Here is a 23,614-nt window from a genome sequence, read left to right as displayed (position 1 = left end):
AACGGCACAACCGGGCATAGGTTGTCTGATGCGGCACTAAGCGTTTCGGGCTCAGACATCGGCCGGATCGGGCGCGACTTCGCGGCTGTACACCCAGCGGATATCCGCGGAGAGTAGCGGGAAGCTGCCGTTCCTGCGCGACAGGTGGCCGCCGATGAGCCTCCAGGCGACGTCCTTGGCGCCCACCTCCCGGTTACGCACAGGCCGACTCCGGCGGAAAGCGCACAGCACAAGGCCACGAAGGAACGAGTCGTCGAGACCGCAGCGCGGCACGGGCTGGACTCTGAGGCCGAGGTCCCCTTAGCCAACCGGCGGAGCGTCACCGACGCTGTCGTAACAGGGCCCAACGGCCAACGGATCGGGTGGGAGATCCAATACCACCACATCAGTCCCAGCAGCGTGCACCGACGCTCGGTCAACGCCGTAGAGCACGGAATCACCCCGCTGTGGGTGGCGAAGGACCGGACTGCTTCCCTGATTGACCGGGCGCCCTGGGCACGCGTCGACGACATGCCGTGGAGGGATATCGCCGATGGCAAGGAGATGGTGATCCGCAGCGGTACCGACACCTCGAAGTCTGGAAGTGTGTACCGAGCAGCGAACACCACTGTCTCAGCAGTGAGGGCGCTGGCCATTGTGGCGCGATTCACGCGGACTGGTTCGTGCCCGCGCTGTGCCTCCCGCAGCGGAATCCGGTCTACATCGAGGACCTGGTTCTGCGGAGCGCCACGGGGGAGAGCGTCCCGGTCTACGTGCCAAGCCGTGGGAACGGCCGCGCTGGCCGGCACATGTGGGTCTCCGCTGACGACCGCGCGCTGTGGCAGGAACTCGTGGGCGAGAAGACCCCTCTGCCGACAGTCCCGGCCGAAGACGAGGACGACTCGATCACCTTTGCCGAGCAGGAGATCGACCGCATCTGTCGGGCAGGAGAAGAGGGCTGGTTCGTGAGTGACGGCCGGCCTCTCCGCGATCTTGACCAGCCGACCGGCGGCTTCACGCTGTCCCGCCTGCCGATCCAGCGCTCCCACGACCTGATGCGGATCACCCCCGTGGAGCGTGCTGCTGCCTCCGTCGCACTGGGGTGCCCGCCGTGGGAACTCGGGGCGTGTGCCGGCTGCGGCCAGCTGATGCGGCGCTACGGGCGTAACGCCGTCATGTACTGCAGTGTGTGCCGAGCGGTGCTCAACGGGCGATAGCCCGGAACTGCAACCAAAACTGCAACCACGCAACAACAAGGGCTCCGGCCGCTGAGCGGTCGGAGCCCTTGTACAGCCCGGTGAGAGCTGGGCGGAGGATACGAGATTCGAACTCGTGAGGGGTTGCCCCCAACACGCTTTCCAAGCGTGCGCCCTAGGCCTCTAGGCGAATCCTCCGGCGGAAACATTACATGACGGCCGTGTGTGGGAGCGAACTCGTTCCAGGCCCCTGGCATCGGGTAGGGTTGGGGCCAGCCCCTCACGCGGCGCTATCTGACTGAACTCCCCCAGGGCCGGAAGGCAGCAAGGGTAGGTTGGCTCTGGCGGGTGCGTGGGGGGCGTTTGCGTGGCGTGGGAGCGTAGCGCAGCGGACTGAGGCCCTGGTGTGGGTGGGCGGCAAGGCCCTGGTGCCGGGCGCGCGGGAGCGCCGGCCGTTCGCGGGGGCGGGGTGTTGTCGGTGGGCGGCATTAACCTCGTAGTCGTGTCGTCTCTCGCGCTGTACCGCCGCTATCGCCCGGAGTCGTTCGCCGAGGTCATCGGGCAGGAGCATGTGACCGACCCGTTGCAGCAGGCGCTGCGGAACAACCGGGTCAATCACGCGTACCTGTTCAGCGGCCCGCGCGGCTGCGGCAAGACGACCTCCGCGCGGATCCTGGCGCGCTGTCTGAACTGCGAGCAAGGCCCTACGCCGACACCGTGCGGCGAGTGCCGCTCCTGCCTCGACCTGGCCAGGAACGGACCGGGTTCCATCGATGTGATCGAGATCGACGCCGCGTCCCATGGTGGTGTCGACGACGCGCGTGACCTGCGGGAGAAGGCCTTCTTCGGGCCTGCGGCGAGCCGGTACAAGATCTACATCATCGACGAGGCGCACATGGTGACCTCGGCCGGGTTCAACGCCCTGCTGAAGGTCGTCGAGGAGCCACCCGAGCATCTGAAGTTCATCTTCGCGACCACGGAGCCGGAGAAGGTCATCGGCACCATCCGGTCGCGTACCCATCACTACCCGTTCCGGCTCGTGCCGCCCGGGACGTTGCGCGACTACCTCGGTGAGGTGTGCGGCAGGGAGAAGATCCCCGTCGAGGACGGCGTGCTGCCGCTCGTCGTGCGGGCCGGTGCCGGGTCCGTACGAGACTCGATGTCCGTGATGGACCAGCTGCTGGCCGGCGCCGGCGCGGACGGCGTGACCTACGCGATGGCGACGGCACTGCTCGGATACACGGACGGTTCGCTGCTCGACTCCGTCGTCGACGCCTTCGCCGGAGCCGACGGAGCGGCCGCCTTCGAGGTGGTCAACCGCGTCGTCGAGGGTGGGAACGACCCGCGCCGCTTCGTCGCCGACCTGCTGGAGCGGCTACGCGACCTGGTGATCCTCGCGGCCGTGCCGGACGCGGTGGAGAAGGGGCTCATCGACGCCCCCGCGGACGTTCTGGAGCGCATGCAGGCCCAGGCCGGGGCGTTCGGCGCGGCCGAGCTCAGCCGGGCCGCCGACCTGGTCAACGAGGGGCTCACCGAGATGCGCGGCGCCACTGCGCCCCGCCTTCAGCTGGAGCTGATCTGCGCCCGCGTCCTGCTGCCCGCCGCGTACGACGACGAGCGCTCCGTCCTCGCCCGGCTCGACCGCATCGAGCGCGGCGGTCACTTCGCACCCGGCGGCGCGGGTCCCGCGATGGGATACGTGCCCGGCCCCAGCGCGCACTCTCCGGATCCCGAGCGGGCCCGGGGCGTACCCCCGTCAGGCGGCACTTCCGGAGGCGGCGGCGCCCAGGCGGCACGGGCCGCTGTGCGGAACGCCGGTGCGAGTGGCCCCTCAGGCAGCGCTGGGCCTGGTGCGGCGGGCGGTGGCGAGGAGCGCCCCGGCGCAGGCAGTGAGCGCCTGGGGCACGGGCCCACGGCCTCAGGATCGCCTCCGTCCGCAGCGGGCGCGTCGCATGGCACCACCGCGCCCGACGAGGGCGGCCCCGGTCCCGGGACGCCGGCCGCTGGCGGTGCCTCCGGGCCTGCCGGACCCACCGGACCTGCCGGACCTGCTGCCGGACCCACCGGTTCAGGGGCGGCCGGCGGTGGCGAGCACGGCCCGGGGGGCGCGTACGGAGCCGGTGGCGCGAACGGCCCGGGGACGGAGAGCGTGGGAGGCGACTCAAGCTCCGGTGCCGGTGCCGGTGTCGCGGGCACCGCACGGCGACCCGGCGGGTGGCCCACGGCGGCGACCGCCGGCGGCGGCTCACGTCCATCGACCCCATCGACCGGCTCGGCCCGTCCGACCGGTGCCGCCGGGCCCTCCGGCGCCCCGGGGGCGTCCGCGGGCTCGGGCTGGGGCGCCGGCCGATCGACGCCCACCGGTACTCCGGTCCCGTCCGGCTCTGCCTCGTACGGTGCCGGGCCGGTCGGTCCCGCCGCCGGTGCCGCCAGCGGACTCGATCCCCGTACCCTGTGGCCCGACATCCTCGAGGCGGTGAAGAACCGCCGCCGCTTCACCTGGATCCTCCTCAGCCAGAACGCACACGTCGCAGGCTTCGACGGCACCACGCTCCAGGTCGGCTTCGTCAACTCCGGCGCACGGGACAACTTCGCAGGCAGCGGCAGCGAGGACGTACTGCGCCAAGCCCTCGTCGAGCAGTTCGGGGTGCAGTGGCAGATCGAGGCGATCGTCGACCCGTCCGGCGGGACCGCGCCACCGCCCGCCGCCGGCGGCTCCGGTGGACCCCAGGGCGGCATGCGTCCCGCCCCGCGTCAGTCGACCCCTCCGTCGTTCCCCCCGGGGCCCGCACAGCCACCGGCACCCGAGGCCGACAGGTCCGGATCGGGCGGCGCCGGGCCCCACGCCGGCGGGTCCCCCGGAGGCCCCGGCGGCGCGGCACCTTCCGGTCCCAGGCCCTCGGGACCTCCCGGTGCCGACACCCGGTCGCATGCACCGGAGCCCTACGCCCCTCCCCCCATCGCCCCCGAGGACGACATCCCGGAGGACGACGACCCCGACCTCGACGAGTCCGCCCTCTCCGGCCACGACCTGATCGTGCGCGAACTGGGCGCCACCGTCGTGGAGGAGTACGTCACCGAGTAGCAGCACCTCTCAGGACCCCGACCCGGACCCGACCCGACCCACCTGATCCGGACCCGACCCGACCCGGACCTGTCCTGCCCTGCCCTGCCCGGACCTGCCCTGACCAGGATCTGATCGCCTGTCAGGGCAACGTCAGAGGGACGTCAGCCCGACCTGCCATTCTCTTTCTTGTGAACGGCACGGGAGACCAGAACGGAAGACCGGGCCGGGAACGCAGGAACTGGGAGAGGTGCCCGGAGTGGTTTATCGGGGACCTTCGGGCTTCGGCTCGGTGGGTTGGATCTTTGGGTCCGCGCAGGTTCGAATCCTGCCCTCTCCGCTGGTCTGGTCTTGTGTGGGTGGCTGGGCTGGGATTGTTGGGACTGGGAGAGGTGCCCGGAGTGGTTTATCGGGGACCTTCGGGCTTCGGCTCGGTGGGTTGGATCTTTGGGTCCGCGCAGGTTCGAATCCTGCCCTCTCCGCTGGTCTGGTCTTGTGTGGGTGGCTGGGCTGGGAATGTTGGGACTGGGAGAGGTGCCCGGAGTGGTTTATCGGGGACCTTCGGGCTTCGGCTCGGTGGGTTGGATCTTTGGGTCCGCGCAGGTTCGAATCCTGCCCTCTCCGCCGCCTGCCACGTCGGCCGTTCGTCGGCGTCGCAGGATTTCCGCCTCGGGAGACCGGGTGGATGAGACGAGCCGTATCGAAGGGTGAGACGAGCGCGTATCGGGCGCCATCGCTCGGCGGTTACGCTGACTGCCGTGAAGGTCCTCGTTATCGGCAGCGGCGCGCGTGAGCACGCCCTGTGTCGCTCCCTGTCCCTCGACCCCGGCGTCACCGCCCTGCACTGCGCCCCCGGTAACGCGGGCATCGCAGAGATCGCAGAGACGCACGCCATCGACCCCCTCGACGGCGCCGCCGTGGCCCACCTCGCCGAGCAGCTCGGCGTCGGGCTCGTCGTGGTCGGCCCCGAGGCGCCGCTGGTCGCCGGGGTCGCCGATGTCGTGCGAGCCGCGGACATCCCCTGCTTCGGGCCGTCGCGCCAGGCCGCCGAGCTGGAGGGTTCCAAGGCGTTCGCCAAGGAGGTGATGGCGGCCGCCGCGGTGCCCACGGCACGCAGCTACGTCTGCACCACCCCCGAAGAGATCGACGAGGCCCTCGACGCGTTCGGAGCGCCGTACGTCGTCAAGGACGATGGACTCGCCGCCGGCAAGGGCGTCGTCGTCACAGACGACATCGAGGCCGCCCGGGCGCACGCACGCGCCTGCACGGGGACGCCCTCCGGCTCCGAGAAGCCCGAGGGCCGGGTCGTCATCGAGGAGTACCTGGACGGTCCCGAGGTCTCGCTCTTCGCGGTCACCGACGGCACCACGGTGGTACCGCTCCAGCCCGCCCAGGACTTCAAGCGCGCCCTCGACGGTGACGCCGGCCCGAACACCGGCGGCATGGGCGCCTACTCTCCGCTGCCCTGGGCCGACCCCAAGCTGGTCGACGACGTCCTCCAGACGGTGCTCCAGCCCACCGTCGACGAGATGCGGCGGCGTGGCACGCCGTTCTCCGGACTGCTGTACGCGGGGCTCGCCCTCACCTCCCGTGGGGTGCGTGTCGTCGAGTTCAACGCCCGCTTCGGTGACCCCGAGACCCAGGTGGTGCTGGCCCGCCTGGAGACCCCGCTCGCCGGCCTGCTGCTTGCCGCGGCGAAGGGCACCCTCGACGAACTCGCGCCGTTGCGCTGGAACGACGAAGCGGCGGTCACCGTGGTGGTCGCCTCGCACAACTACCCGGGCACGCCCCGCACCGGCGATCCCATCGACGGGCTTGCCGAAGTCGCGAACCAGGATGGGCCGCACGCCTACGTCCTGCACGCCGGCACGCGACAGGACGGTGCGCACGTGGTCAGCGCGGGCGGACGGGTGCTCTCGGTGACGGCCACCGGCGCGGACCTCGTGCAGGCCCGCGTACGCGCGTACACCGCGATCGGCCGGATCCGCCTCGACGGCTCCCAGCACCGCACCGACATTGCGGCGAAGGCGGCAGAGGCGGCAGAGGCGGCGAAGGCGGAAACGCGGGTGTAGGCACGGCGTAGACGTGGAGGCAAGCTGCTTCGTTCGACAGCCCGCAGCCCGCAGCCCGCAGCCCGCAGCCCGCAAGCTCGCAGCCAGTCGCTCCGCCGGACGCGTTCAGATGCGTCCAGACGCGTCCAGACGCGTCTAGGCACACCCAAACGCGTTCAAACGCGTTCAAACGCAGCGCTCAAGCGCCCGAAGCGCCTCGAGGTGCCTTGAGGTGCCTCCGGCCGTCACGACGACCTCCGGCGACCTCGCCGGCCGGGGCGCGACACCCTGCCCCGCCACACCCCCATCCGTCACCCGGCTTTACCCAAAGCCATTCCATCGAGTGACCACTGAACCATCTGGCTGACGGGTATCAGGGCCCCAACTAGGGTGCGGCGCAAGCATTCCGGCACTTGGCCCCACTGACATTGCGATGTTTGTGGCGGGTGCCACAGTGGGGGAGTGAGCAATGCCATGGGTGTCCGTCCGCGGCGGCTGGGGCAGCGCACGCCGGGCGGGCAGCGGAGAAGCGGCAGAAGGGGGTGACATCCGACGTGTCCGGTATGGCGTCGCAGGCCGGTGCGCGGGCTGCGCGCTCGCGGGCTCTGGCCCTGCTCCGTGTCCGTGGCAGAGCCGCGGGTGTCGCCCTGCTGCCTGCCGCCGTGGCCGTGGTGCTACAGGTCGGCCGTTCCACCGGTTACTTCGGCGGCGCGGGCTGGGCCGCCGCATGCTGGGTGGTGACCGCGCTTGCACTGGTGGTGCTGGTCACTGCGGTCGTCTTCGGGCTCGTCGTGGCGCGGGCCCGCCCCGCCATGAGCCCCACCGTGACCATCCCCGAGGCCGCGGCACCCGATCTGTACCAGCTGGTTCGTGACCTGGCGGACCGGCTCGAAGTCCCCGCACCGTCCGCCATAGCCCTCACCCCGGACTGCGACAGCTGGCTGGAGGACCGCACCCACCCGGCGTCGCAGGACCCGGCTCAGGACCTGATGGAGGGCCTCGCACACGGCTCAGCCCAGGACCCGGCGCACGGTTCGGCGGCGGACCGAGGCCGCGACCAGGACGGGAGCCGCGACGGCGACGCGGACCGGCACCATGACCCCGACCGCGACTGGCCGGGCGACCCGGCAGACGGACTCCACCACGCCCCCGGACCGGCAGGGGCAACAGGACCGGGAGGACCGGGAGGATCTTGGGGTTCCGGCGATTCCGGCTGCTCCGGCGGTTCCGGCGCCCCCGATGACACCAGTCGATCCGACGAGCAGTCCACCGGAATCGGCGCCGCGGCCGCCGCACCCGGCGCAGCCCTCTGGTCCGAACCAGGCGCGCGCAGCCGCCGCGGGCATCGTTGGCGACGTGGCGGCTTGGGGACCGCCAGGCGGCGCACGACCGGTGCGCCCGGCGCTCCTGGCGCCCCCCGAGCCCCCCGCCGCACCCGTGCGCTCCGCGCATGGAGGCGCCGCAGTAGTGCCGCTCCCGTGCTGGTCATCGGTTCTCCCTTCCTGTGGTGGATGCGAGTCGACGAGCTACGCGCGGTGCTCGCTCCCGTCGTCGCCGGTACGGGACCGTCGGCGCACCCGGACATCGCCGCCGCCCGGCGCTTCGTACGCGGCCTTGACGCGGCGGTCGCCGTCGCCACGACGCCGGGGCGCGGCCCTGTGGTGGGCACCGTTTTGCGCGGCGCGGGCTGGACCGCCCGGTTGCTGTTGCGCGGGTGCCGGGTGCACGCGGCCGAGATGGAGCGCGGCGTGGCCGCGGCGGCCGCGCGGCATGCACAGGCTGTGGATTACGGGCTGCGGATCGTCGCCCAGGAGCAGGTCGGGCTCGCGTACGCGGGGTGGGACCGGCTGCTGACGAGGGTGGCGTTGCCGGCCTGGCGGATGGGGCGCTGGCCCTCGCGGCTGGACGCGGGCGTGGTGGCCGCCCTCACCGAGCTGTCCCGGCGCGACCGGCTCGCCGAAGGCTTCGCTTCCCGGCTCGGCGAGCGGCCCGCCTGCGATCTGCTGGAGGAACCGGGCAGCGTGGACGAGGCCGCATCGCTGCTTGCCGCCCGGCTCTTCCACGGCGGCCCCGCGAAGCCCGGGCCCGACTGGGCGCCGGTGGACTGGCAGGCGTACCCCGCGGAGATCGTCGACCGCAAATGGCGCATCGACGCCGCCCGACTGCACCGGGTCCTCGACTCCCTGGGCATACGGCAGCCGGCCGGAGCCGCGGTCACCTCAGGAGCCGACGGCAAGGCGGGGGCAGGCGACGGGGCGGCTGCGGACGCCGGGCATGGTGCCGCGTCGGCGTCGGCGTCGGCGTCGGCGGCCTTGGGCCGGGCCACGGACCCGTTCCCGTTCGGGTCCGGTTCTGGCTCCGGGGCCGGTTCCGGTTCCGGGTCCGGCTCCGGGTCCGGGTCGAGCCTGGCCCGCGTGCTGGAGCACCTGACGGCTCCGCCCGGGCACGCCATCTCGGACGCGGGCGCCGCCGGAGCCGCCGGAGTGGAGGACGCGGTCGGAGGCGCCGCCTCCCACACCGAGGAACCCACCGTCACCACCAAGAAACCCGCCCCCGAAACAGCGCCCCCCACCGCTCCAACCGCCCCCAGTGACCCGTTTCCCGCACCGACCACATCCCCTACACCCCCCGCACTCGCGACCCGGACCACCCCCGCCACCCAGACCGCCCCGGCCGCACCCCCCACCCCCGCCGCCGCGCTCGCCGCCGGACTCAGCGCCGAGCTGGCCAGGGAGGAGGCCGTGCGCCAGGAGCAGGAGCAGCGGGCGGGACAGACCGCCGGTGCGGGCGGGCGACGGCCCGAGGACGCGCTGTGGGACGACGGCATGCTCCCGCTCTTCCCGATGCAGCCGCCCCGCACCGGCCGTGAGCTGCTCGCGGACCATGTCACGGCGATGGTCTGCTGCGCCGCCGTCGACACCGCCGGCGCCGCCCCCGGCCTCGACTGGCTCGACGGACCGTCCCTGCTGGTCGACGGCGAGCGCGCGGCGGATCTCGGGCCGCATGTGCTGACCCTGATCGAGGACGGCGACCCCGAACCTTTGCGCGGCTGGCTCACCCGTATCGGTGTTCGTCCCGAAAAACCAGTACGTCTCGTTTAAAGGTCAATAACGTCAACAACACGGAAAGACGTCCTTGGCGTCTTCCGTAGCGACGAACCGTTAGGGCTCGCATGCGTAGTGTGATGTGCTGAGTCCGGCGGAGGTCGGACCGCCCGCATGACACATGCGTGCACAGGACACGTGCGTGCACGCGACAGCACGCGCGTACGCCGAATGCGGGCGTACGACGAGGGCGCAGGCCCGACCGACGCAGGCGCACCACGAGTACGTACGGGCGCACCAGGACCCGGCCGCACTCGACACGCACCCGCACGCGCAGGCGTGACCACACGCCCTCGCGCAGGCGCATCGCGCTCGTACACCCGGGCGCATGCGCCCGCACGCCGGGTGCGCGGTGCGCCGGGCCGGGGACGAGGGAGGGGAGCACACATGGGATCCAACGGGCTGAGAGCCGGCGGGGTGGGACGGCAGGGCGAGCCGATCCGCCGTTGGGAGTCGGGAGCACTGGCGCACGCCGTGACCGATCCCTTCGGGCAGGGTCCGCTGCCCTGGCTGCGCGGCAGTGAGAACTACTTCGACGACACCGGCCATGTCGTCCCCTGGTACGTCGATCACGCCCCGGCCCCCGGTGCCGCGAACATCCCCCACCAGCGCCCGGCCACCGGGCCGCGCACCGCCGATGACGTGCACCGCCAGATCAAGGGGTTCGTCTCGCCGGGCGCCGCGGCCCCGGGTGAGGCGATCGACTTCCACGTCACCGTCGACCCGCCGCAGCAGTTCAACGTGGACATCTACCGCATCGGCCACTACGCGGGCGACGGCGCGGCGAAGATCGGCACGAGTCCGCGGCTCTCCGGCATCGTGCAGCCCGCCCCGCTCACCGCCGACCGCACGGTCTCCTGCCACCACTGGTGGCTGTCGTGGCGGTTGCAGATCCCGGCGCAGTGGAGCGTGGGGGCGTACGTGGCGGTGCTCACCACCGTCGACGGCTACCGGTCCCACATCCCCTTCACGGTCCGCGACAACCGCCCGGCGGACCTGCTGCTGCTCCTGCCGGACGTCACCTGGCAGGCGTACAACCTCTACCCGGAGGACGGTCACACCGGCGCCAGCCTCTACCACGCGTGGGACCACCGGGGCCGGCTGCTCGGCGAGGAGGACGCCGCGGTCACGGTCTCCTTCGACCGCCCGTACGCCGGCGCCGGCCTGCCGCTGCACGTCGGGCACGCCTACGACTTCATCCGCTGGGCGGAACGCTACGGCTACGACCTCGCCTACGCCGACACCCGCGACCTGCACGCCGGCCGTATCGACCCGGGCCGCTACCGCGGGCTGGTCTTCCCCGGCCACGACGAGTACTGGTCGGCCAACATGCGGCGGGCCACGGAGGAAGCCCGTGACCGCGGCACCTCGCTGGTGTTCCTGTCCGCGAACACCATGTACTGGCAGGTCGAGCTGGGCCCGTCGCCGTCCGGGGTGCCCGACCGGCTGCTGACCTGCCGCAAGCGCCGCGGCCCCGGGCGGCCGGCGCTGTGGCGGGAGGTCGACCGTTCCGAGCAGCAGCTGCTGGGCATCCAGTACGCGGGCCGCGTCCCCGAGCCGCATCCGCTCGTGGTGCGCAACGCCGACCACTGGCTGTGGGAGGCGACCGGCGCGCACGAGGGGGACGAGCTCCCGGGTCTCGTCGCAGGCGAGGCGGACCGCTACTTCCCGCGCACCCGGCTGCCCGAGCACCTGCGCCGCATCCTGCTCGCGCACTCCCCGTACCGCGACACCGACGGCGCCCTGCGGCACCAGGAGACATCGCTGTACCGGGCACCATCCGGCGCTCTCGTCTTCGCATCCGGAACGTTCGCCTGGTCCCCGGCGCTCGACCGCCCCGGCCATGTCGACCCCCGTATCCAGCGCGCCACGGCGAACCTGCTGGACCGTATCTGCAAGCGGGACTGAGACCCCCGATCGGCCTTTTGCACCCGCAGACGCCCCCGGGCCGTGTGGCGGCGGACGGGTGAAGGAGAATTGAGCCGCTTGGCCCGTCCATGACCGTCCATGACCGTCCGTGCCCGTGTGGACCGTTCGTGGCCGGACGAGACCGTCCGTGGCCGTCTCGTCCGTCCACTGCTGTTCAGAACGTCCACGGTCGGCTGGAACCTTCATGGCTGTGTGGATCCTTCATGGCTGTGCGGACCGTCCACGACCGTCCACGCACCCGCGATGTCCTCCAGACCGTTCATGATGAACGGGGGCCCACCGCCCGTTCCACGATGCTCAGCGACGGCCCGCGGGCGCCGTACATCTCAAGCACGGGAGGAACCGTGTCCGGATTCGTCGACAAGCCCGAGCCGCTCCAGGTGCCGGGCCTGGTGCATCTGCACACCGGCAAGGTGCGCGACCTGTACCAGACCGGGTCGGGCGATCTCGTGATGGTCGCCAGCGACCGCATCTCCGCCTTCGACTGGGTGCTGCCCACCGAGATCCCGGACAAGGGCCGGGTGCTCACGCAACTCTCCCTGTGGTGGTTCGACCAGCTCGCCGACCTCGCCCCGAACCATGTGATCAGCACCGAGCTCCCCGCTGCCGCGCCGGCCGAGTGGGAGGGTCGGGCGCTGGTGTGCAGGTCGCTCGCGATGGTGCCGGTGGAGTGCGTGGCACGCGGCTACCTGACCGGTTCGGGTCTGCTCGAGTACCGGGAGAGCAGGACGGTGTGCGGTCTTGCACTGCCGGAGGGCCTGGCGGACGGCTCGGAGCTGCCCGCGGCGATCTTCACCCCGGCGACGAAGGCGGCGGTCGGCGAGCACGACGAGAACGTCTCGTACGAGGAGGTGGCCCGCCAGATCGGTGCGGACACCGCCGCCCAGCTGCGCCAGGCGACGCTCGCCGTCTACAGCCGGGCCCGCGACATCGCCAGGGACCGCGGGATCATCCTGGCGGACACCAAGTTCGAGTTCGGCTTCGACGGAGACACGCTGGTCCTTGCGGACGAGGTGCTCACCCCCGACTCCTCCCGTTTCTGGCCCGCCGACCAGTGGCAGCCGGGGCGCTCGCAGCCGTCCTACGACAAGCAGTTCGTACGCAACTGGCTGACGTCGCCGGAGTCCGGCTGGGACCGCGCCAGCGAGCAGCCGCCGCCGGAGCTGCCGCAGGACGTGAGGGAGGCCACGAGCGCCAAGTACGTGGAGGCGTACGAGCGGCTGACCGGCCTGGCCTGGTCGCCCAAGGGCGCGAACGGGGCGTAGGAATGGCGAATCCCCCGGTGGCCGGGCCACCGGGGGATTTCGTGGAGCGGACGACGAGGCTCGAACTCGCGACCTCAACCTTGGCAAGGTTGCGCTCTACCAACTGAGCTACGTCCGCAGACGACCGACTGCTCACGGCCGCGCACCGCTTCACGGCTTGCGTACCCCCGATCCGTCACCACCCGGGCGTACACCGTTTACCGGCGAGAAGTCACTATACCCAACCACGTGGCTGCGCGAGCCGGGCCACACGGCCTGGGGGATCCAGGTATGCACACTAAAGAAGCCCCGGCGATGAACCGGGGCTTCTTTCCGAGCGGACGACGAGGCTCGAACTCGCGACCTCAACCTTGGCAAGGTTGCGCTCTACCAACTGAGCTACGTCCGCACTGCATCCGAACCAGCTTCCACTGGTCGGTGCGCACACAAGCTTACCTGATCCACAGGAGTGACCCGAAGCCACAGCTTCGGATCGATGCCTGATGCAGAGCGGGTGACAGGAATTGCACACTGCGCCTCCCCCTTGGAAAGGGGGTGTTCTACTACTGAACTACACCCGCAAGACACTCCGAGGTGATGAATCCGGCCTTTCGGCCCGTTCACCGCTCGGTGTGCTCCAGACTCTAGCTGATCAGCAGGGGTGCCGCGCAAGTCGCCCGCACGGCACCGCTGCGATGCTCCGTGGATCCCGGCGCCTCCGGTGCCCCCACCGCGTCGTCGCCGACGCAAGTCCGCCCATGTGGCGGCCCGTTGGGGACTGCCGCCGTCGGCGACCGGAGGCCGGCCGTGTGGCCACCCCGGCGCCCGCCGGCGGTCCCGGAGAATCGGTTCGTCAGGACTCACCGCAATTCGTCGGGAGACGGGTCGGCAAGCGGGACGGGTCCACCGGGGTGCGGGAGACGGACGCGTCAGGAGGGCGACTCACCCGGACCGGCGTACCGGAAATCGGTGTGCCAGGGAGCCGGTGCAGGCCACCGGGAGCGTCCTGCCGGCAGGCGACACGCCGGGAGATCAGTTCGCCGCTTCGAACGCCTCGTAGACCTTCTTCGGGATGCGTCCGCGCGGCGGCACCTCCATCTTGTGCGACCGCGCCCAGGCGCGTACCGCCGCCGGGTCCGGGGTCAGAGAGGTGTATTTCAGCGTCTTGGCCACTTTGACGGCGCGGGCCGCCTTGCGGCCGGCATGCACGTACGGTGCCAGGGCCTTACGCAGTTTCTTGGCATTGGCTGGATTGAGGTCGATCTCGTACGACTTGCCGTCCAGACCGAAGGTGATGGTTTCCGTCGCCTCGTCTCCGTCAATGTCGTCGTAGAGGGTGACCACAACACGCTGTGCCACGAATATCGGTCCCTTCGTGCGACATCACTGCCTTGACGTGCGGTGATGACGACTGTCCGGCTGCCAGGGGCTAAGCATCGACTTATGCCATTTCCTTTGTACAGTGCTTGGCATTGAATTGGGAAGTCCGGCTAAAACGTTCAGCGTGTCCAGGACCGGCTGTCCGGCTTCATTGTGGATCTGCGATTTTTCCCGGAATTTTCGGTGGCGCACGCCGGCGTGACTGCGTCGGGGGGCGATCGCCGCCTGAGACGGGCCAGGTCAGCGCCGTCCGAGCCGGGTGGGCTGACCCGGCGGGCGCCGTACGGCAAGGCGGCACGCGGGTCACGGGGCGCTGTGGTGTTCGTCATGTGCTTCGTCGCGAGCTACAAATCTACCCGCGTAGAAATTCTGTGCGGGTAGTCTGAACGTACTTGCTCAGCCTCACCACACCCGGGAGTGCCCGTGGCACGCGTCGTAGTCGACGTCATGCTCAAGCCGGAGATCCTCGACCCCCAGGGGCAAGCCGTACAGCGTGCGCTGCCGCGCCTCGGCTTCGAGGGGATCTCCGACGTACGTCAGGGAAAGCGCTTCGAACTCGAAGTGGACGGCCCCGTCGACGACATCGTCCTCACCCGGATCCGGGAACTCGCGGAATCCTTCCTCGCCAACACCGTGATCGAGAACTTCGACGTCAAGATCGAGGACTTCACCGACGCGAGCGGGAACGCACAGAACGCGAAGACCGCGAACAACACGGCAACCCCGCAGAACACCACTGACGCGAACGCCCAGAACGCCGCCGCTGCTCAAGCAAACGCAGGCAACTCCACGCCGGGAGAAGGAAAATGAGCCGCCGTATCGGCGTCGTCACCTTCCCCGGCAGTCTCGACGATCGGGACACCCAGCGCGCGATCCGGCTCGCCGGTGCCGAGCCCGTCGCGCTCTGGCACAAGGACAAGGGCCTCTCCGGTGTCGACGCGGTCGTGCTGCCGGGCGGCTTCTCCTACGGTGACTATCTGCGCGCCGGTTCGATCTCCCGTTTCTCTCCGGTGATGGAGACGGTCATCGCGCAGGCCAGGTCCGGCATGCCGGTGCTCGGGATCTGCAACGGCTTCCAGATCCTCACCGAGGCCCACCTGCTGCCCGGCGCCATGCTCGGCAACGACCACCTGCACTTCATCTGCCGCGACCAGAAACTCCGGGTCGAGAACGCGACCACCGCGTGGACGACCGACTACACGGCGGGGCAGGAGATCCATATCCCGCTGAAGAACATGGACGGCCGCTACGTCGCCGACGAGCGCACCCTCGACGAGCTGGAGGCCGAGGGCCGGGTCGTGTTCCGCTACGTCGGCGAAGGCTTCACCGGCTACCCGCCCGCCGAGCACGCAGGCCCGAACGGCGCCCTGCGCGGCATCGCCGGGATCTGCAACGCCGAGGGCAACGTGGTCGGCCTGATGCCGCACCCCGAGCACGCCTCGGACCCGCTGGTCGGTACCGGCCGCACCGACGGACTGCCCTTCTTCACCTCGATCCTCAGGAACCTGATCTCCGCATGAGTGCCATGCCCTCGCACAGGACAGACACGGTCGAGCACGCGGCCGCCACCCCCGACATCGAGCAACCGTGGGCCGAGCTGGGTCTGAAGAAGGACGAGTACGAACGGATCCGCGAGATCCTGGGCCGCCGGCCGACCGGCGCCGAGCTCGCCATGTACTCGGTCATGTGGTCCGAGCACTGTAGCTACAAGTCGTCCAAGAAGCACCTGCGCCAGTTCGGCGAGAAGGCCCCGCACAGCGACGCCCTGCTCGTCGGCATCGGTGAGAACGCCGGCGTCGTCGACATCGGCCAGGGCTACGCGGTCACCTTCAAGGTGGAGTCCCACAACCACCCGTCGTACGTGGAGCCCTACCAGGGTGCCGCCACGGGCGTCGGCGGCATCGTGCGCGACATCATCGCGATGGGCGCCCGCCCGGTCGCCGTCGTCGACCCGCTGCGCTTCGGCGCCGCCGACCACCCCGACACCAAGCGCGTCCTGCCGGGCGTCGTCGCGGGCATCGGCGGCTACGGCAACTGCCTCGGCCTGCCCAACATCGGCGGCGAGACCGTCTTCGACGCCTGCTACCAGGGCAACCCGCTGGTGAACGCCGGCTGCGTCGGCGTGATGCGGCACGACGACATCCACCTGGCCAAGGCCTCCGGCGCCGGCAACAAGGTCATCCTCTACGGCGCCCGCACCGGCGGCGACGGCATCGGCGGCGCGTCGATCCTCGCCTCCGAGACGTTCGACGACGCCAAGCCCTCCAAGCGCCCGGCCGTGCAGGTCGGCGACCCCTTCCAGGAGAAGCTGCTCATCGAGTGCACCCTGGAGGCGTTCGCCGAGAAGCTCGTCGTCGGCATGCAGGACCTCGGTGCCGCGGGCCTGTCCTGCGCCACCAGCGAGCTGGCGTCCAACGGCTCCGGCGGTATGCACGTCACCCTGGACGTCGTACCGCTGCGGGACTCCACCCTCTCGCCCGAGGAGATCCTCATGAGCGAGTCGCAGGAGCGCATGTGCGCCGTGGTGGAGCCGGAGAAGGTCGAGCGGTTCCTGGAGATCTGCGACAAGTGGGACGTGATCGCGACCGTCATCGGCGAGGTCACCGACGGCGACCGCCTGGAGATCTTCTGGCACGACGAGAAGATCGTCGACGTGGACGCCCGCACCGTCGCGCACGAGGGCCCCGTCTACGACCGCCCGTACCGCCGCCCGCAGTGGCAGGACGCCCTCCAGGCCGACGACGCGGCCCGGCTGCCGCGGCCCCAGGACGGCGCAGCACTGCGCGCGCAGGTCTTGCAGCTGGTCGCCCACCCGAACCAGGCGTCCAAGTCCTGGATCACCACCCAGTACGACCGCTTCGTGCAGGGCAACACGGTGCTGGCACAGCCCGAGGACTCCGGCATGATCCGGGTCGACGAGGAGACCGGCCTCGGCGTCGCCCTCGCCACCGACGGCAACGGCCGCTACACCAAGCTGGACCCGTACACCGGCGCCCAGCTCGCCCTCGCCGAGGCGTACCGCAACGTCTCCGCCACCGGCGCACGCCCGCTCGCGGTGTCCGACTGCCTGAACTTCGGCTCGCCCGAGGACCCGGACGTCATGTGGCAGTTCACGGAGGCCATCCGCGGTCTCGCCGATGGCTGCCAGACCCTGGGCACGCCGGTGACCGGCGGCAACGTCTCCCTCTACAACCAGACCGGCGAAGCGGCCATCCACCCCACCCCGGTGATCGCCGTGCTCGGTGTGATCGACGACGTCTCCCGGCGTACGCCCGGCGCCTTCACCGTGGAAGGGCAGTCGCTGTACCTGCTCGGCGACACGGCCGAGGAGTTCGGCGGCTCCGCGTGGTCCCAGGTCGTCCACGGCCACCTCGGCGGGCTGCCGCCCGCGGTGGACCTGGAGCGTGAACGGCTGCTCGCGGACGTCCTCATCACCGCCTCCCAGGACGGCATGATCGCCGCGGCGCACGACCTGTCGGACGGCGGCCTGATCCAGGCGGTCACCGAGTCCTGCCTGCGCGGCGGCCACGGGGCGCGCCTGGTCGTGCCGGACGGCCTGTCCGCGTTCACCTTCCTGTTCTCCGAGTCGGCGGGGCGCGCGGTCGTTGCCGTCCCGCGCGCCGACGAGGCCCGGTTCACCGACCTGTGCGCAGGGCGTGGGCTGCCGGCCACCCGGATCGGGGTCGTCGACGGTGACGGGGTCGAGGTCCAGGGTGAGTTCACGGTGCCGCTGAGCGAGTTGCGTGCGGCGCACGAGGCCACCATTCCGGCGCTGCTGGCCTGACCCCGGCCGCCCCGGCCGCCCGCCCCCGCGGCCCACGCCGGGGCCTGACGGCCCGGGGTGCCAAGTCGGGGCCTGACGCCCACGGTGCCCACTGAGGGGCGCGGGGAACTGCGCGAGCAACCGGCCACCGGCCGGTGGTCCGGACACGACAGAAACAGCCCCTTCGGGCCGGTGGCGACCGCAAGGTCGCGTCGTGGCCGGTCGCACAGTTCCCCGCGCCCCTTTCAGGGCGCGAAGCGCCCACCCGCCCAGAGGGCGTCCCGGGGGTCGGCAACCCCCGACTGTCACACCCCCCGGCTACCCTCCTGCCATGCCTCCCGCCACGCGGAAACCTCGCAGCTACGACCCCGCGAAGACCCGCGCTGCCGTGCGCGCCCAGTTCGCGCATGTGCACGATGCCGTGCGTGCCCTCACCGGTGAGCAGCTCGCCGGGCCCGCGCACCTGGGGGAGTGGACCGTACGGGACCTGGCGGTGCACCTGACCATGGCCCCGGGGGCGATCCTGCGTGCCCTGGACGCGCCCGAGCCGGCCAAGCGGGAGACCGGCCTGGCGGACTGGGCTCTCGGTACCGCGACGCGTGCCGCCGCCGTCGACGAGGGCACGCGCGCCTTCGCCGCGGCGCAGTCCGACCTCGGGGCGCTGTACGAAGAGACGTCCGCCCGGTTCGCCGACCGCTTCGGCACGGACGTTCCCGAGCGCCTCGTCGCCACCAACGCGGGCGCGATGAGCCTGACCGACTACCTGGTCACCCGCACCGTCGAACTGATCGTGCACTCGGACGACCTCGCGCGCGCCACCGGGGTCGACATCCCGTTGGACCGCACCGCGCTGGCCACCTGCACCCGGATGCTGGCCGACACGCTCGCCGTCAAGGCGCCCGGCGCATCGACGGAGGTGCGCATCCCACCGTTCGCCGTGGTGCAGTGCGTCCCCGGCCCCCGGCACACCCGCGGCACCCCGCCCAGCGTCGTGGAGACCGACCCGCTGACCTGGATACGGCTCGCCACGGGCCGCGCCCGGTGGCGTACGGAGGTCGACGAGGGACGGGTCAGCGCGAGCGGGGAGCGGTCCGACCTCGGGGAGCTGCTGCCGGTGATGAGCTGAAGGGGACGGCACCCGGCCGGGTCATCCGCACGTCACCCGTCCCTCACCCACCGTGACGGAACGGGCCCCTCCGCCATCCCCAATTCGGACCAGTGGTCGATCTCGCCTACACTCGGTGGCGTGCCACGTGGTGACGGACGACTCAGCCACGACCTACTCCCCGGTGAGAAGGGCCCCCAGGACGCTTGCGGCGTCTTCGGTGTCTGGGCTCCGGGCGAAGAGGTCGCGAAGCTTACGTACTTCGGGCTCTACGCCCTTCAACACCGCGGCCAGGAGTCCGCGGGAATCGCGGTCAGCAACGGCTCGCAGATCCTCGTCTTCAAGGACATGGGACTGGTCTCCCAGGTCTTCGACGAGACCTCTCTCAGCTCTCTCCAGGGCCATATCGCGGTCGGGCATGCCCGTTACTCGACCACCGGTGCCTCGGTGTGGGAGAACTCACAGCCGACCTTCCGCGCCACCGCCTTCGGCTCGACGGCGCTCGGTCACAACGGCAACCTGGTGAACACCGCCGAGCTCGCGGAGCTGGTCGCCGACCTGCCTCAGGAGACGACCCACAGCTCGCGGGCCGCCGTCACCAACGACACCGACCTGATCACCGCGCTGCTCGCCGGCCAGGTCGACGACGACGGCAAGCCGATGACCATCGAAGCCGCCGCCGCGAAGGTGCTGCCGGTCGTCAAGGGCGCGTTCTCCCTGGTCTTCATGGACGAGCACACCCTGTACGCGGCGCGCGACCCGCAGGGCATGCGCCCCCTGGTGCTCGGTCGTCTCGAGCGGGGCTGGGTGGTCGCGTCCGAGACCGCGGCGCTCGACATCTGCGGTGCCAGCTTCGTCCGCGAGATCGAGCCGGGCGAGCTCGTCGCGATCGACGAGAACGGACTGCGCACCACTCGCTTCGCGGCCGCGAAGCCCAAGGGCTGCGTCTTCGAGTACGTCTACCTGGCCCGCCCCGACACCGACATCGCCGGCCGGAACGTGTACCTGTCCCGCGTCGAGATGGGCCGCACCCTCGCCAGGGAGGCCCCGGCCGACGCGGACCTGGTGATAGCCACGCCCGAGTCCGGCACCCCCGCGGCGATCGGCTACGCGGAGCAGTCCGGCATCCCGTTCGGCAACGGCCTGGTGAAGAACGCCTACGTCGGCCGGACCTTCATCCAGCCCTCCCAGACCATCCGCCAGCTCGGCATCCGGCTGAAGCTGAACCCGCTGCGGGAGGTCATCAGGGGCAAGCGTCTGGTCGTCGTCGACGACTCGATCGTGCGGGGCAACACCCAGCGTGCGCTGGTGAAGATGTTGCGCGAGGCCGGCGCCGCCGAGGTGCACGTCCGGATCTCCTCCCCGCCGGTGAAGTGGCCGTGCTTCTTCGGCATCGACTTCGCCACCCGCGCCGAGCTGATCGCCAACGGCATGACGATCGACGAGATCGGCACCTCCCTGGGCGCCGACTCGCTGGCGTACATCTCGATCGACGGCATGATCGAGGCCACCACCCTCCCCAAGGGCAACCTCTGCCGTGCCTGCTTCGACGGCGAGTACCCCATGGACCTGCCCGACCCCGAGCTGCTGGGCAAGCAGCTGCTGGAGACCGAGCTGGCCGCCGGCCCGGCGGACACCGCCGCCACCGAGGCGCTGCGCCGCCCGTAGGCGCCCAGGGCGGGCGGGCCCCTCTTCAGCGGACTCGCACCCCGTCCCCGTTCACTCCCTGCCAAGAACCGACGATCCGACGTCCGGACCCACACGCGAAGGCCTTCCGTCATGTCTGACTCCCCGGCGACCCCCGGCACCAGCTACGCCAGCGCGGGCGTCGACATCGAAGCGGGCGACCGTGCCGTCGAGCTGATGAAGGAGTGGGTGAAGAAGACCCGGCGGCCCGAGGTGCTGGGCGGCATCGGTGGCTTCGCCGGCCTCTTCGACGCCTCCGCGCTGGCCCGCTACCGCAGGCCGCTGCTGGCCTCCGCCACCGACGGCGTCGGCACCAAGGTCGACCTGGCCCGGCGGCTCGGCGTGTACGACACCATCGGGCGCGACCTGGTCGCCATGGTCATGGACGACATCGTGGTCTGCGGCGCCGAGCCGCTGTTCATGACCGACTACATCTGCGTCGGCAAGGTCCACCCGGAGCGGGTCGCCGCCATCGTCAAGGGCATCGCCGAGGGCTGTGTGCTCGCCGGGTGCGCCCTCGTCGGCGGTGAGACCGCCGAGCACCCCGGGCTGCTCGGGCCCGACGACTTCGATGTGGCGGGCGCCGGTACCGGCGCCGTCGAGGCCGATGAACTGCTCGGCCCCGAGCGGGTCCGCAGCGGTGACGTCCTCATCGCCATGGGGTCGTCCGGGCTTCACTCGAACGGATACTCGCTGGTGCGGCATGTGCTGCTGGACGTCGCCGGGCTGCCCCTGGAGGGGCACGTCGAGGAGTTGGGCCGGCCGCTCGGCGAGGAGCTGCTGGAGCCCACCAGGATCTACTCCCTGGACTGCCTGGCCCTGACCCGCGCCACCGAGGTGCATGCCTTCAGCCATGTCACCGGCGGTGGGCTCGCCGCCAACCTGGCCCGTGTCATCCCCGAAGGCCTGCACGCCGCTGTGGATCGCAGCACCTGGACGCCCGCGCCCGTCTTCGGCCTGGTGGGCCGGCTCGGCGAGGTCGAGCAGGCGGAGCTGGAGAAGACCCTCAACATGGGCGTCGGCATGATCGCCGTCGTCCCGCAGTCGGGCGCCGACGCCGCTCTCGCCACCCTCGCCGAGCGTGGTGTGCCGGCCTGGGTCGCGGGCGAGATCGTCGCCCGCGACACCACCCACACCAGCGGCGCCGCCCTCACCGGTGGCTACGCGGCGTGATCGGGACGGAGAAACGGAGACGGGGGAGCCGGCGAGAGTGGGACCCAGGGGGACGGATACCCGGACAGCACGAAACCCGGTCCTGGCTCAAGGCCCTGGACCGGGAGATGTGCCTATGCCACGAGGTTACGGGCGGCTCTCGGCGTTGCTACGAAAAGTCCGCTTCAGAACTGCCTGACCTGCGGGAACGGAAGCCCGGCAGTCAAGCGCCGCGGCGGTTGGACGATGATGGGTTGGACGACTCCTCGTCCTCATCGTCCTCGTCGTCGTTGTAGAGATCCGCGTACTGTGCGTACGGGTCGTCGTCCTCATCGTCCTCGAACGGCTCGCCATTCGGCGGCTGGCTCGAAGTCGATGCGCCCAGCTCGTTGGCCAGGCGTGAGAGGTCAGTCCCACCGCTGTTGTACTTCAGCTGGCGGGCGACCTTCGTCTGCTTGGCCTTGGCCCGGCCGCGCCCCATGGCTCGACCCCCTCGATGACGGGGCTCAACGGCCCCAGAGTCTTGACACGCGTTCATGATCTGGGACGGACTCTCACAGAGAGACCGTCCGTAGGGCTTCAACCGTACCTGCTTCCGCGCTCATACGGTACGTCGCCCACAGGACGCGCCCTGGCAGGTAACCCGCGAGTCACCCTGTACTTGCTGGTCAACTGCAATTTTAGCCTCTTTGGGCGGCACGACCCGCCGGTGGGGGTGAGCGATCTCTCCCACCCCCACCACGCAGGTGGTCCCGTTGCCTCCCTAGCAGGTGGCTCAGAGCTGGTGGAGCCCCTTTCCGGAACCTGCCGCATCGGCGATCCTGCGCTCCGCGATCCGGTCCGCCGCCGCGGCCGGCGGAATGCCGTCCTCCTGTGCACGAGCGAAGATCGACAACGTGGTGTCGAAGATCTTCGCCGCCTTCGCCTTGCACCGTTCGAAGTCGAAGCCGTGCAGTTCGTCCGCCACCTGGATGACCCCGCCCGCGTTCACCACGTAGTCGGGCGCGTACAGGATCCCCCGATCGGCGAGGTCCTTCTCGACACCCGGATGGGCCAGCTGGTTGTTGGCCGCGCCGCACACCACCGTTGCGGTGAGCACCGGCACCGTCGCGTCGTTCAGCGCGCCCCCCAGGGCACACGGGGCGTACACGTCCAGGCCCGGGGTGCGGATCAGCTCGTCGGTGTCGGAGACCACCGTCACCTCGGGGTGCGCGGCGGTGACCCGGCGCACGGACTCCGCGCGGACGTCCGTGATCACCACCTGTGCGCCGTCCTCGAGCAGGTGGTCCACCAGGTGGCGGCCGACCTTGCCGACGCCCGCGACACCGACCGTGCGGCCGCGCAGCGCGGTGCTGCCCCACAGGTGCTCGGCCGAGGCCCGCATGCCCTGGTAGACGCCGAAGGCGGTGAGCACCGAGGAGTCGCCCGCCCCGCCGTGCTCGGGGGAGCGGCCGGTCGTCCAGCGGCACTCACGGGCCACCACGTCCATGTCGGCCACGTAGGTGCCGACGTCGCACGCGGTCACGTAACGTCCGCCGAGGGATGCCACGAACCGGCCGTAGGCCAGCAGCAGCTCCTCGCTCTTGATCTTCTCCGGATCCCCGATGATCACGGCCTTGCCGCCGCCGTGGTCGAGCCCCGCCAGGGCGTTCTTGTACGACATGCCGCGTGAGAGGTTGAGCGCGTCGGCGACGGCCTCGTCCGCGGTTGCGTACGGGAAGAAGCGGGTGCCGCCGAGGGCGGGGCCCAGCGCGGTCGAATGGAGGGCGATGACGGCCTTCAGGCCACTGGCCCGATCCTGGCAGAGCACGACCTGCTCATGGCCTCCCTGGTCCGGGTACTGATCGGAGCCGAACAGGGTGTGCAGGACGCCGTCGGTCACGTAGGTCACTGTGGTGACTCCCGGTATGTAGCGGCGGTTGGTGAGGGGGCGCCTGGGCCCCCCGCTTGTGGCGGTGGAA

General features: G+C 70.9%; 17 protein-coding genes, 7 tRNA genes, 1 other RNA gene and 1 pseudogene. 18 read left to right on the top strand and 8 right to left on the bottom strand.

Annotation, left to right across the window (positions count from 1 at the left end; genetic code table 11):
- Positions 1-51 precede the first annotated feature (51 nt).
- Positions 52-201 (bottom strand): hypothetical protein, encoded by a 150-nt coding sequence (locus NQO67_RS09090; protein ID WP_255949209.1) that lies wholly within the window; start codon positions 199-201, stop codon positions 52-54.
- Here NQO67_RS09090 and NQO67_RS44775 point away from each other — a divergent pair.
- Both NQO67_RS44775 and NQO67_RS09085 read left to right on the top strand, forming a co-directional pair.
- Positions 145-948: a competence protein CoiA family protein gene (locus NQO67_RS44775; RefSeq protein ID WP_445195096.1), complete on the top strand. Its 804-nt coding sequence runs from the start codon at positions 145-147 to the stop codon at positions 946-948. The two genes, NQO67_RS09090 and NQO67_RS44775, sit on opposite strands and share 57 nt — an antisense overlap.
- Positions 831-1,196, top strand: a complete 366-nt coding sequence (locus NQO67_RS09085) for a hypothetical protein (protein WP_255949207.1) — start codon at positions 831-833, stop codon at positions 1,194-1,196. The genes NQO67_RS44775 and NQO67_RS09085 overlap by 118 nt, the downstream gene beginning before the upstream one ends.
- Before the next feature lie 92 nt (positions 1,197-1,288).
- On the opposite strand, the gene NQO67_RS09080 is transcribed toward NQO67_RS09085, so the two are convergent.
- Positions 1,289-1,373, bottom strand: a tRNA-Ser gene (locus tag NQO67_RS09080).
- Between the two features lie 74 nt (positions 1,374-1,447).
- Here NQO67_RS09080 and ffs point away from each other — a divergent pair.
- From ffs to NQO67_RS09030, 10 genes are all read left to right on the top strand, one after another.
- Positions 1,448-1,542: signal recognition particle sRNA small type (gene ffs / locus NQO67_RS09075), an RNA gene on the top strand.
- A 135-nt stretch (positions 1,543-1,677) separates the two neighbouring features.
- The gene (locus tag NQO67_RS09070; protein ID WP_255949205.1) at positions 1,678-4,260 is read left to right on the top strand and encodes a DNA polymerase III subunit gamma and tau; all 2,583 of its coding nucleotides are present in this window, start codon (positions 1,678-1,680) and stop codon (positions 4,258-4,260) included.
- Positions 4,261-4,483: 223 nt separating this feature from the next.
- Positions 4,484-4,579: transfer RNA gene (locus NQO67_RS09065), tRNA-Arg, on the top strand.
- A gap of 46 nt (positions 4,580-4,625) precedes the next feature.
- Positions 4,626-4,721, top strand: a tRNA-Arg gene (locus tag NQO67_RS09060).
- A 46-nt stretch (positions 4,722-4,767) separates the two neighbouring features.
- Positions 4,768-4,863, top strand: a tRNA-Arg gene (locus tag NQO67_RS09055).
- Positions 4,864-4,997: 134 nt separating this feature from the next.
- The gene (gene purD, locus NQO67_RS09050; protein ID WP_255949203.1) at positions 4,998-6,311 is read left to right on the top strand and encodes a phosphoribosylamine--glycine ligase; all 1,314 of its coding nucleotides are present in this window, start codon (positions 4,998-5,000) and stop codon (positions 6,309-6,311) included.
- A gap of 542 nt (positions 6,312-6,853) precedes the next feature.
- Positions 6,854-9,391 carry a hypothetical protein gene (locus tag NQO67_RS09045; RefSeq protein ID WP_255949626.1) on the top strand — a complete coding sequence of 846 codons (2,538 nt, stop codon included), beginning with the start codon at positions 6,854-6,856 and terminating at the stop codon, positions 9,389-9,391.
- A 145-nt stretch (positions 9,392-9,536) separates the two neighbouring features.
- Positions 9,537-9,677: a hypothetical protein gene (locus NQO67_RS09040; RefSeq protein ID WP_255949192.1), complete on the top strand. Its 141-nt coding sequence runs from the start codon at positions 9,537-9,539 to the stop codon at positions 9,675-9,677.
- 104 nt (positions 9,678-9,781) lie between these two features.
- Complete coding sequence (locus NQO67_RS09035) at positions 9,782-11,302, top strand: N,N-dimethylformamidase beta subunit family domain-containing protein (protein WP_255949190.1); 1,521 nt, start codon at positions 9,782-9,784, stop codon at positions 11,300-11,302.
- Between the two features lie 365 nt (positions 11,303-11,667).
- Positions 11,668-12,588: a phosphoribosylaminoimidazolesuccinocarboxamide synthase gene (locus NQO67_RS09030; protein ID WP_255949188.1), complete on the top strand. Its 921-nt coding sequence runs from the start codon at positions 11,668-11,670 to the stop codon at positions 12,586-12,588.
- A 42-nt stretch (positions 12,589-12,630) separates the two neighbouring features.
- Here the strand turns inward: NQO67_RS09030 and NQO67_RS09025 are convergent.
- From NQO67_RS09025 to NQO67_RS09010, 4 genes are all read right to left on the bottom strand, one after another.
- Positions 12,631-12,706 (bottom strand) — tRNA-Gly (locus NQO67_RS09025).
- Between the two features lie 197 nt (positions 12,707-12,903).
- Positions 12,904-12,976, bottom strand: a tRNA-Gly gene (locus NQO67_RS09020).
- Between the two features lie 100 nt (positions 12,977-13,076).
- Positions 13,077-13,148: transfer RNA gene (locus NQO67_RS09015), tRNA-Gly, on the bottom strand.
- Positions 13,149-13,599: 451 nt separating this feature from the next.
- Complete coding sequence (locus NQO67_RS09010) at positions 13,600-13,926, bottom strand: histone-like nucleoid-structuring protein Lsr2 (protein ID WP_255949186.1); 327 nt, start codon at positions 13,924-13,926, stop codon at positions 13,600-13,602.
- Positions 13,927-14,370: 444 nt separating this feature from the next.
- On the opposite strand from NQO67_RS09010, the pseudogene purS reads away from it, so the two are divergent.
- The 6 genes and pseudogenes from purS to purM all read left to right on the top strand — a co-directional run.
- Positions 14,371-14,628: pseudogene (gene purS, locus NQO67_RS09005) on the top strand (phosphoribosylformylglycinamidine synthase subunit PurS); the annotation flags it as partial.
- A gap of 125 nt (positions 14,629-14,753) precedes the next feature.
- Positions 14,754-15,467: a phosphoribosylformylglycinamidine synthase subunit PurQ gene (purQ, locus tag NQO67_RS09000; protein WP_255949184.1), complete on the top strand. Its 714-nt coding sequence runs from the start codon at positions 14,754-14,756 to the stop codon at positions 15,465-15,467.
- 5 nt (positions 15,468-15,472) lie between these two features.
- A complete protein-coding gene (gene purL, locus NQO67_RS08995; RefSeq protein WP_255949625.1) occupies positions 15,473-17,731 on the top strand; it encodes a phosphoribosylformylglycinamidine synthase subunit PurL in 2,259 nt (752 codons plus the stop codon).
- 310 nt (positions 17,732-18,041) lie between these two features.
- Positions 18,042-18,836 carry a maleylpyruvate isomerase family mycothiol-dependent enzyme gene (locus tag NQO67_RS08990; RefSeq protein WP_255949182.1) on the top strand — a complete coding sequence of 265 codons (795 nt, stop codon included), beginning with the start codon at positions 18,042-18,044 and terminating at the stop codon, positions 18,834-18,836.
- Positions 18,837-18,956: 120 nt separating this feature from the next.
- Positions 18,957-20,483, top strand: coding sequence for an amidophosphoribosyltransferase (gene purF, locus NQO67_RS08985; protein WP_255949180.1), 1,527 nt, complete (start codon positions 18,957-18,959; stop codon positions 20,481-20,483).
- Between the two features lie 111 nt (positions 20,484-20,594).
- Entirely contained in the window at positions 20,595-21,674 is a 1,080-nt protein-coding gene (gene purM, locus NQO67_RS08980) for a phosphoribosylformylglycinamidine cyclo-ligase (RefSeq protein WP_255949170.1), read from the top strand.
- 202 nt (positions 21,675-21,876) lie between these two features.
- Here purM and NQO67_RS08975 read toward each other — a convergent pair whose 3' ends face one another.
- A complete protein-coding gene (locus NQO67_RS08975; protein ID WP_255949158.1) occupies positions 21,877-22,134 on the bottom strand; it encodes a DUF3073 domain-containing protein in 258 nt (85 codons plus the stop codon).
- Between the two features lie 294 nt (positions 22,135-22,428).
- Complete coding sequence (locus NQO67_RS08970; protein ID WP_255949156.1) at positions 22,429-23,544, bottom strand: Leu/Phe/Val dehydrogenase; 1,116 nt, start codon at positions 23,542-23,544, stop codon at positions 22,429-22,431.
- Positions 23,545-23,614: the final 70 nt, after the last annotated feature.

The organism is Streptomyces odontomachi (assembly GCF_024435355.1).
GTDB classification, from domain to species: Bacteria; Actinomycetota; Actinomycetes; order Streptomycetales; family Streptomycetaceae; genus Streptomyces; species Streptomyces odontomachi.
Note: the sequence above shows the minus strand (reverse complement) of the source record. Positions and strands in the feature narration are given on the sequence as shown.

What these genes read in the sequence shown, in the direction of transcription:
- NQO67_RS09045 (WP_255949626.1), top strand. Translation starts at nt 6,854, where the DNA reads ATGGCGTCGCAGGCCGGTGCGCGGGCTGCGCGCTCGCGGGCTCTGGCC.
- NQO67_RS09035 (WP_255949190.1), top strand. Translation starts at nt 9,782, where the DNA reads ATGGGATCCAACGGGCTGAGAGCCGGCGGGGTGGGACGGCAGGGCGAG.
- purQ (WP_255949184.1), top strand. Translation starts at nt 14,754, where the DNA reads ATGAGCCGCCGTATCGGCGTCGTCACCTTCCCCGGCAGTCTCGACGAT.
- purL (WP_255949625.1), top strand. Translation starts at nt 15,473, where the DNA reads ATGCCCTCGCACAGGACAGACACGGTCGAGCACGCGGCCGCCACCCCC.
- NQO67_RS08990 (WP_255949182.1), top strand. Translation starts at nt 18,042, where the DNA reads ATGCCTCCCGCCACGCGGAAACCTCGCAGCTACGACCCCGCGAAGACC.
- purM (WP_255949170.1), top strand. Translation starts at nt 20,595, where the DNA reads ATGTCTGACTCCCCGGCGACCCCCGGCACCAGCTACGCCAGCGCGGGC.
- NQO67_RS08975 (WP_255949158.1), bottom strand. Translation starts at nt 22,134, where the DNA reads ATGGGGCGCGGCCGGGCCAAGGCCAAGCAGACGAAGGTCGCCCGCCAG.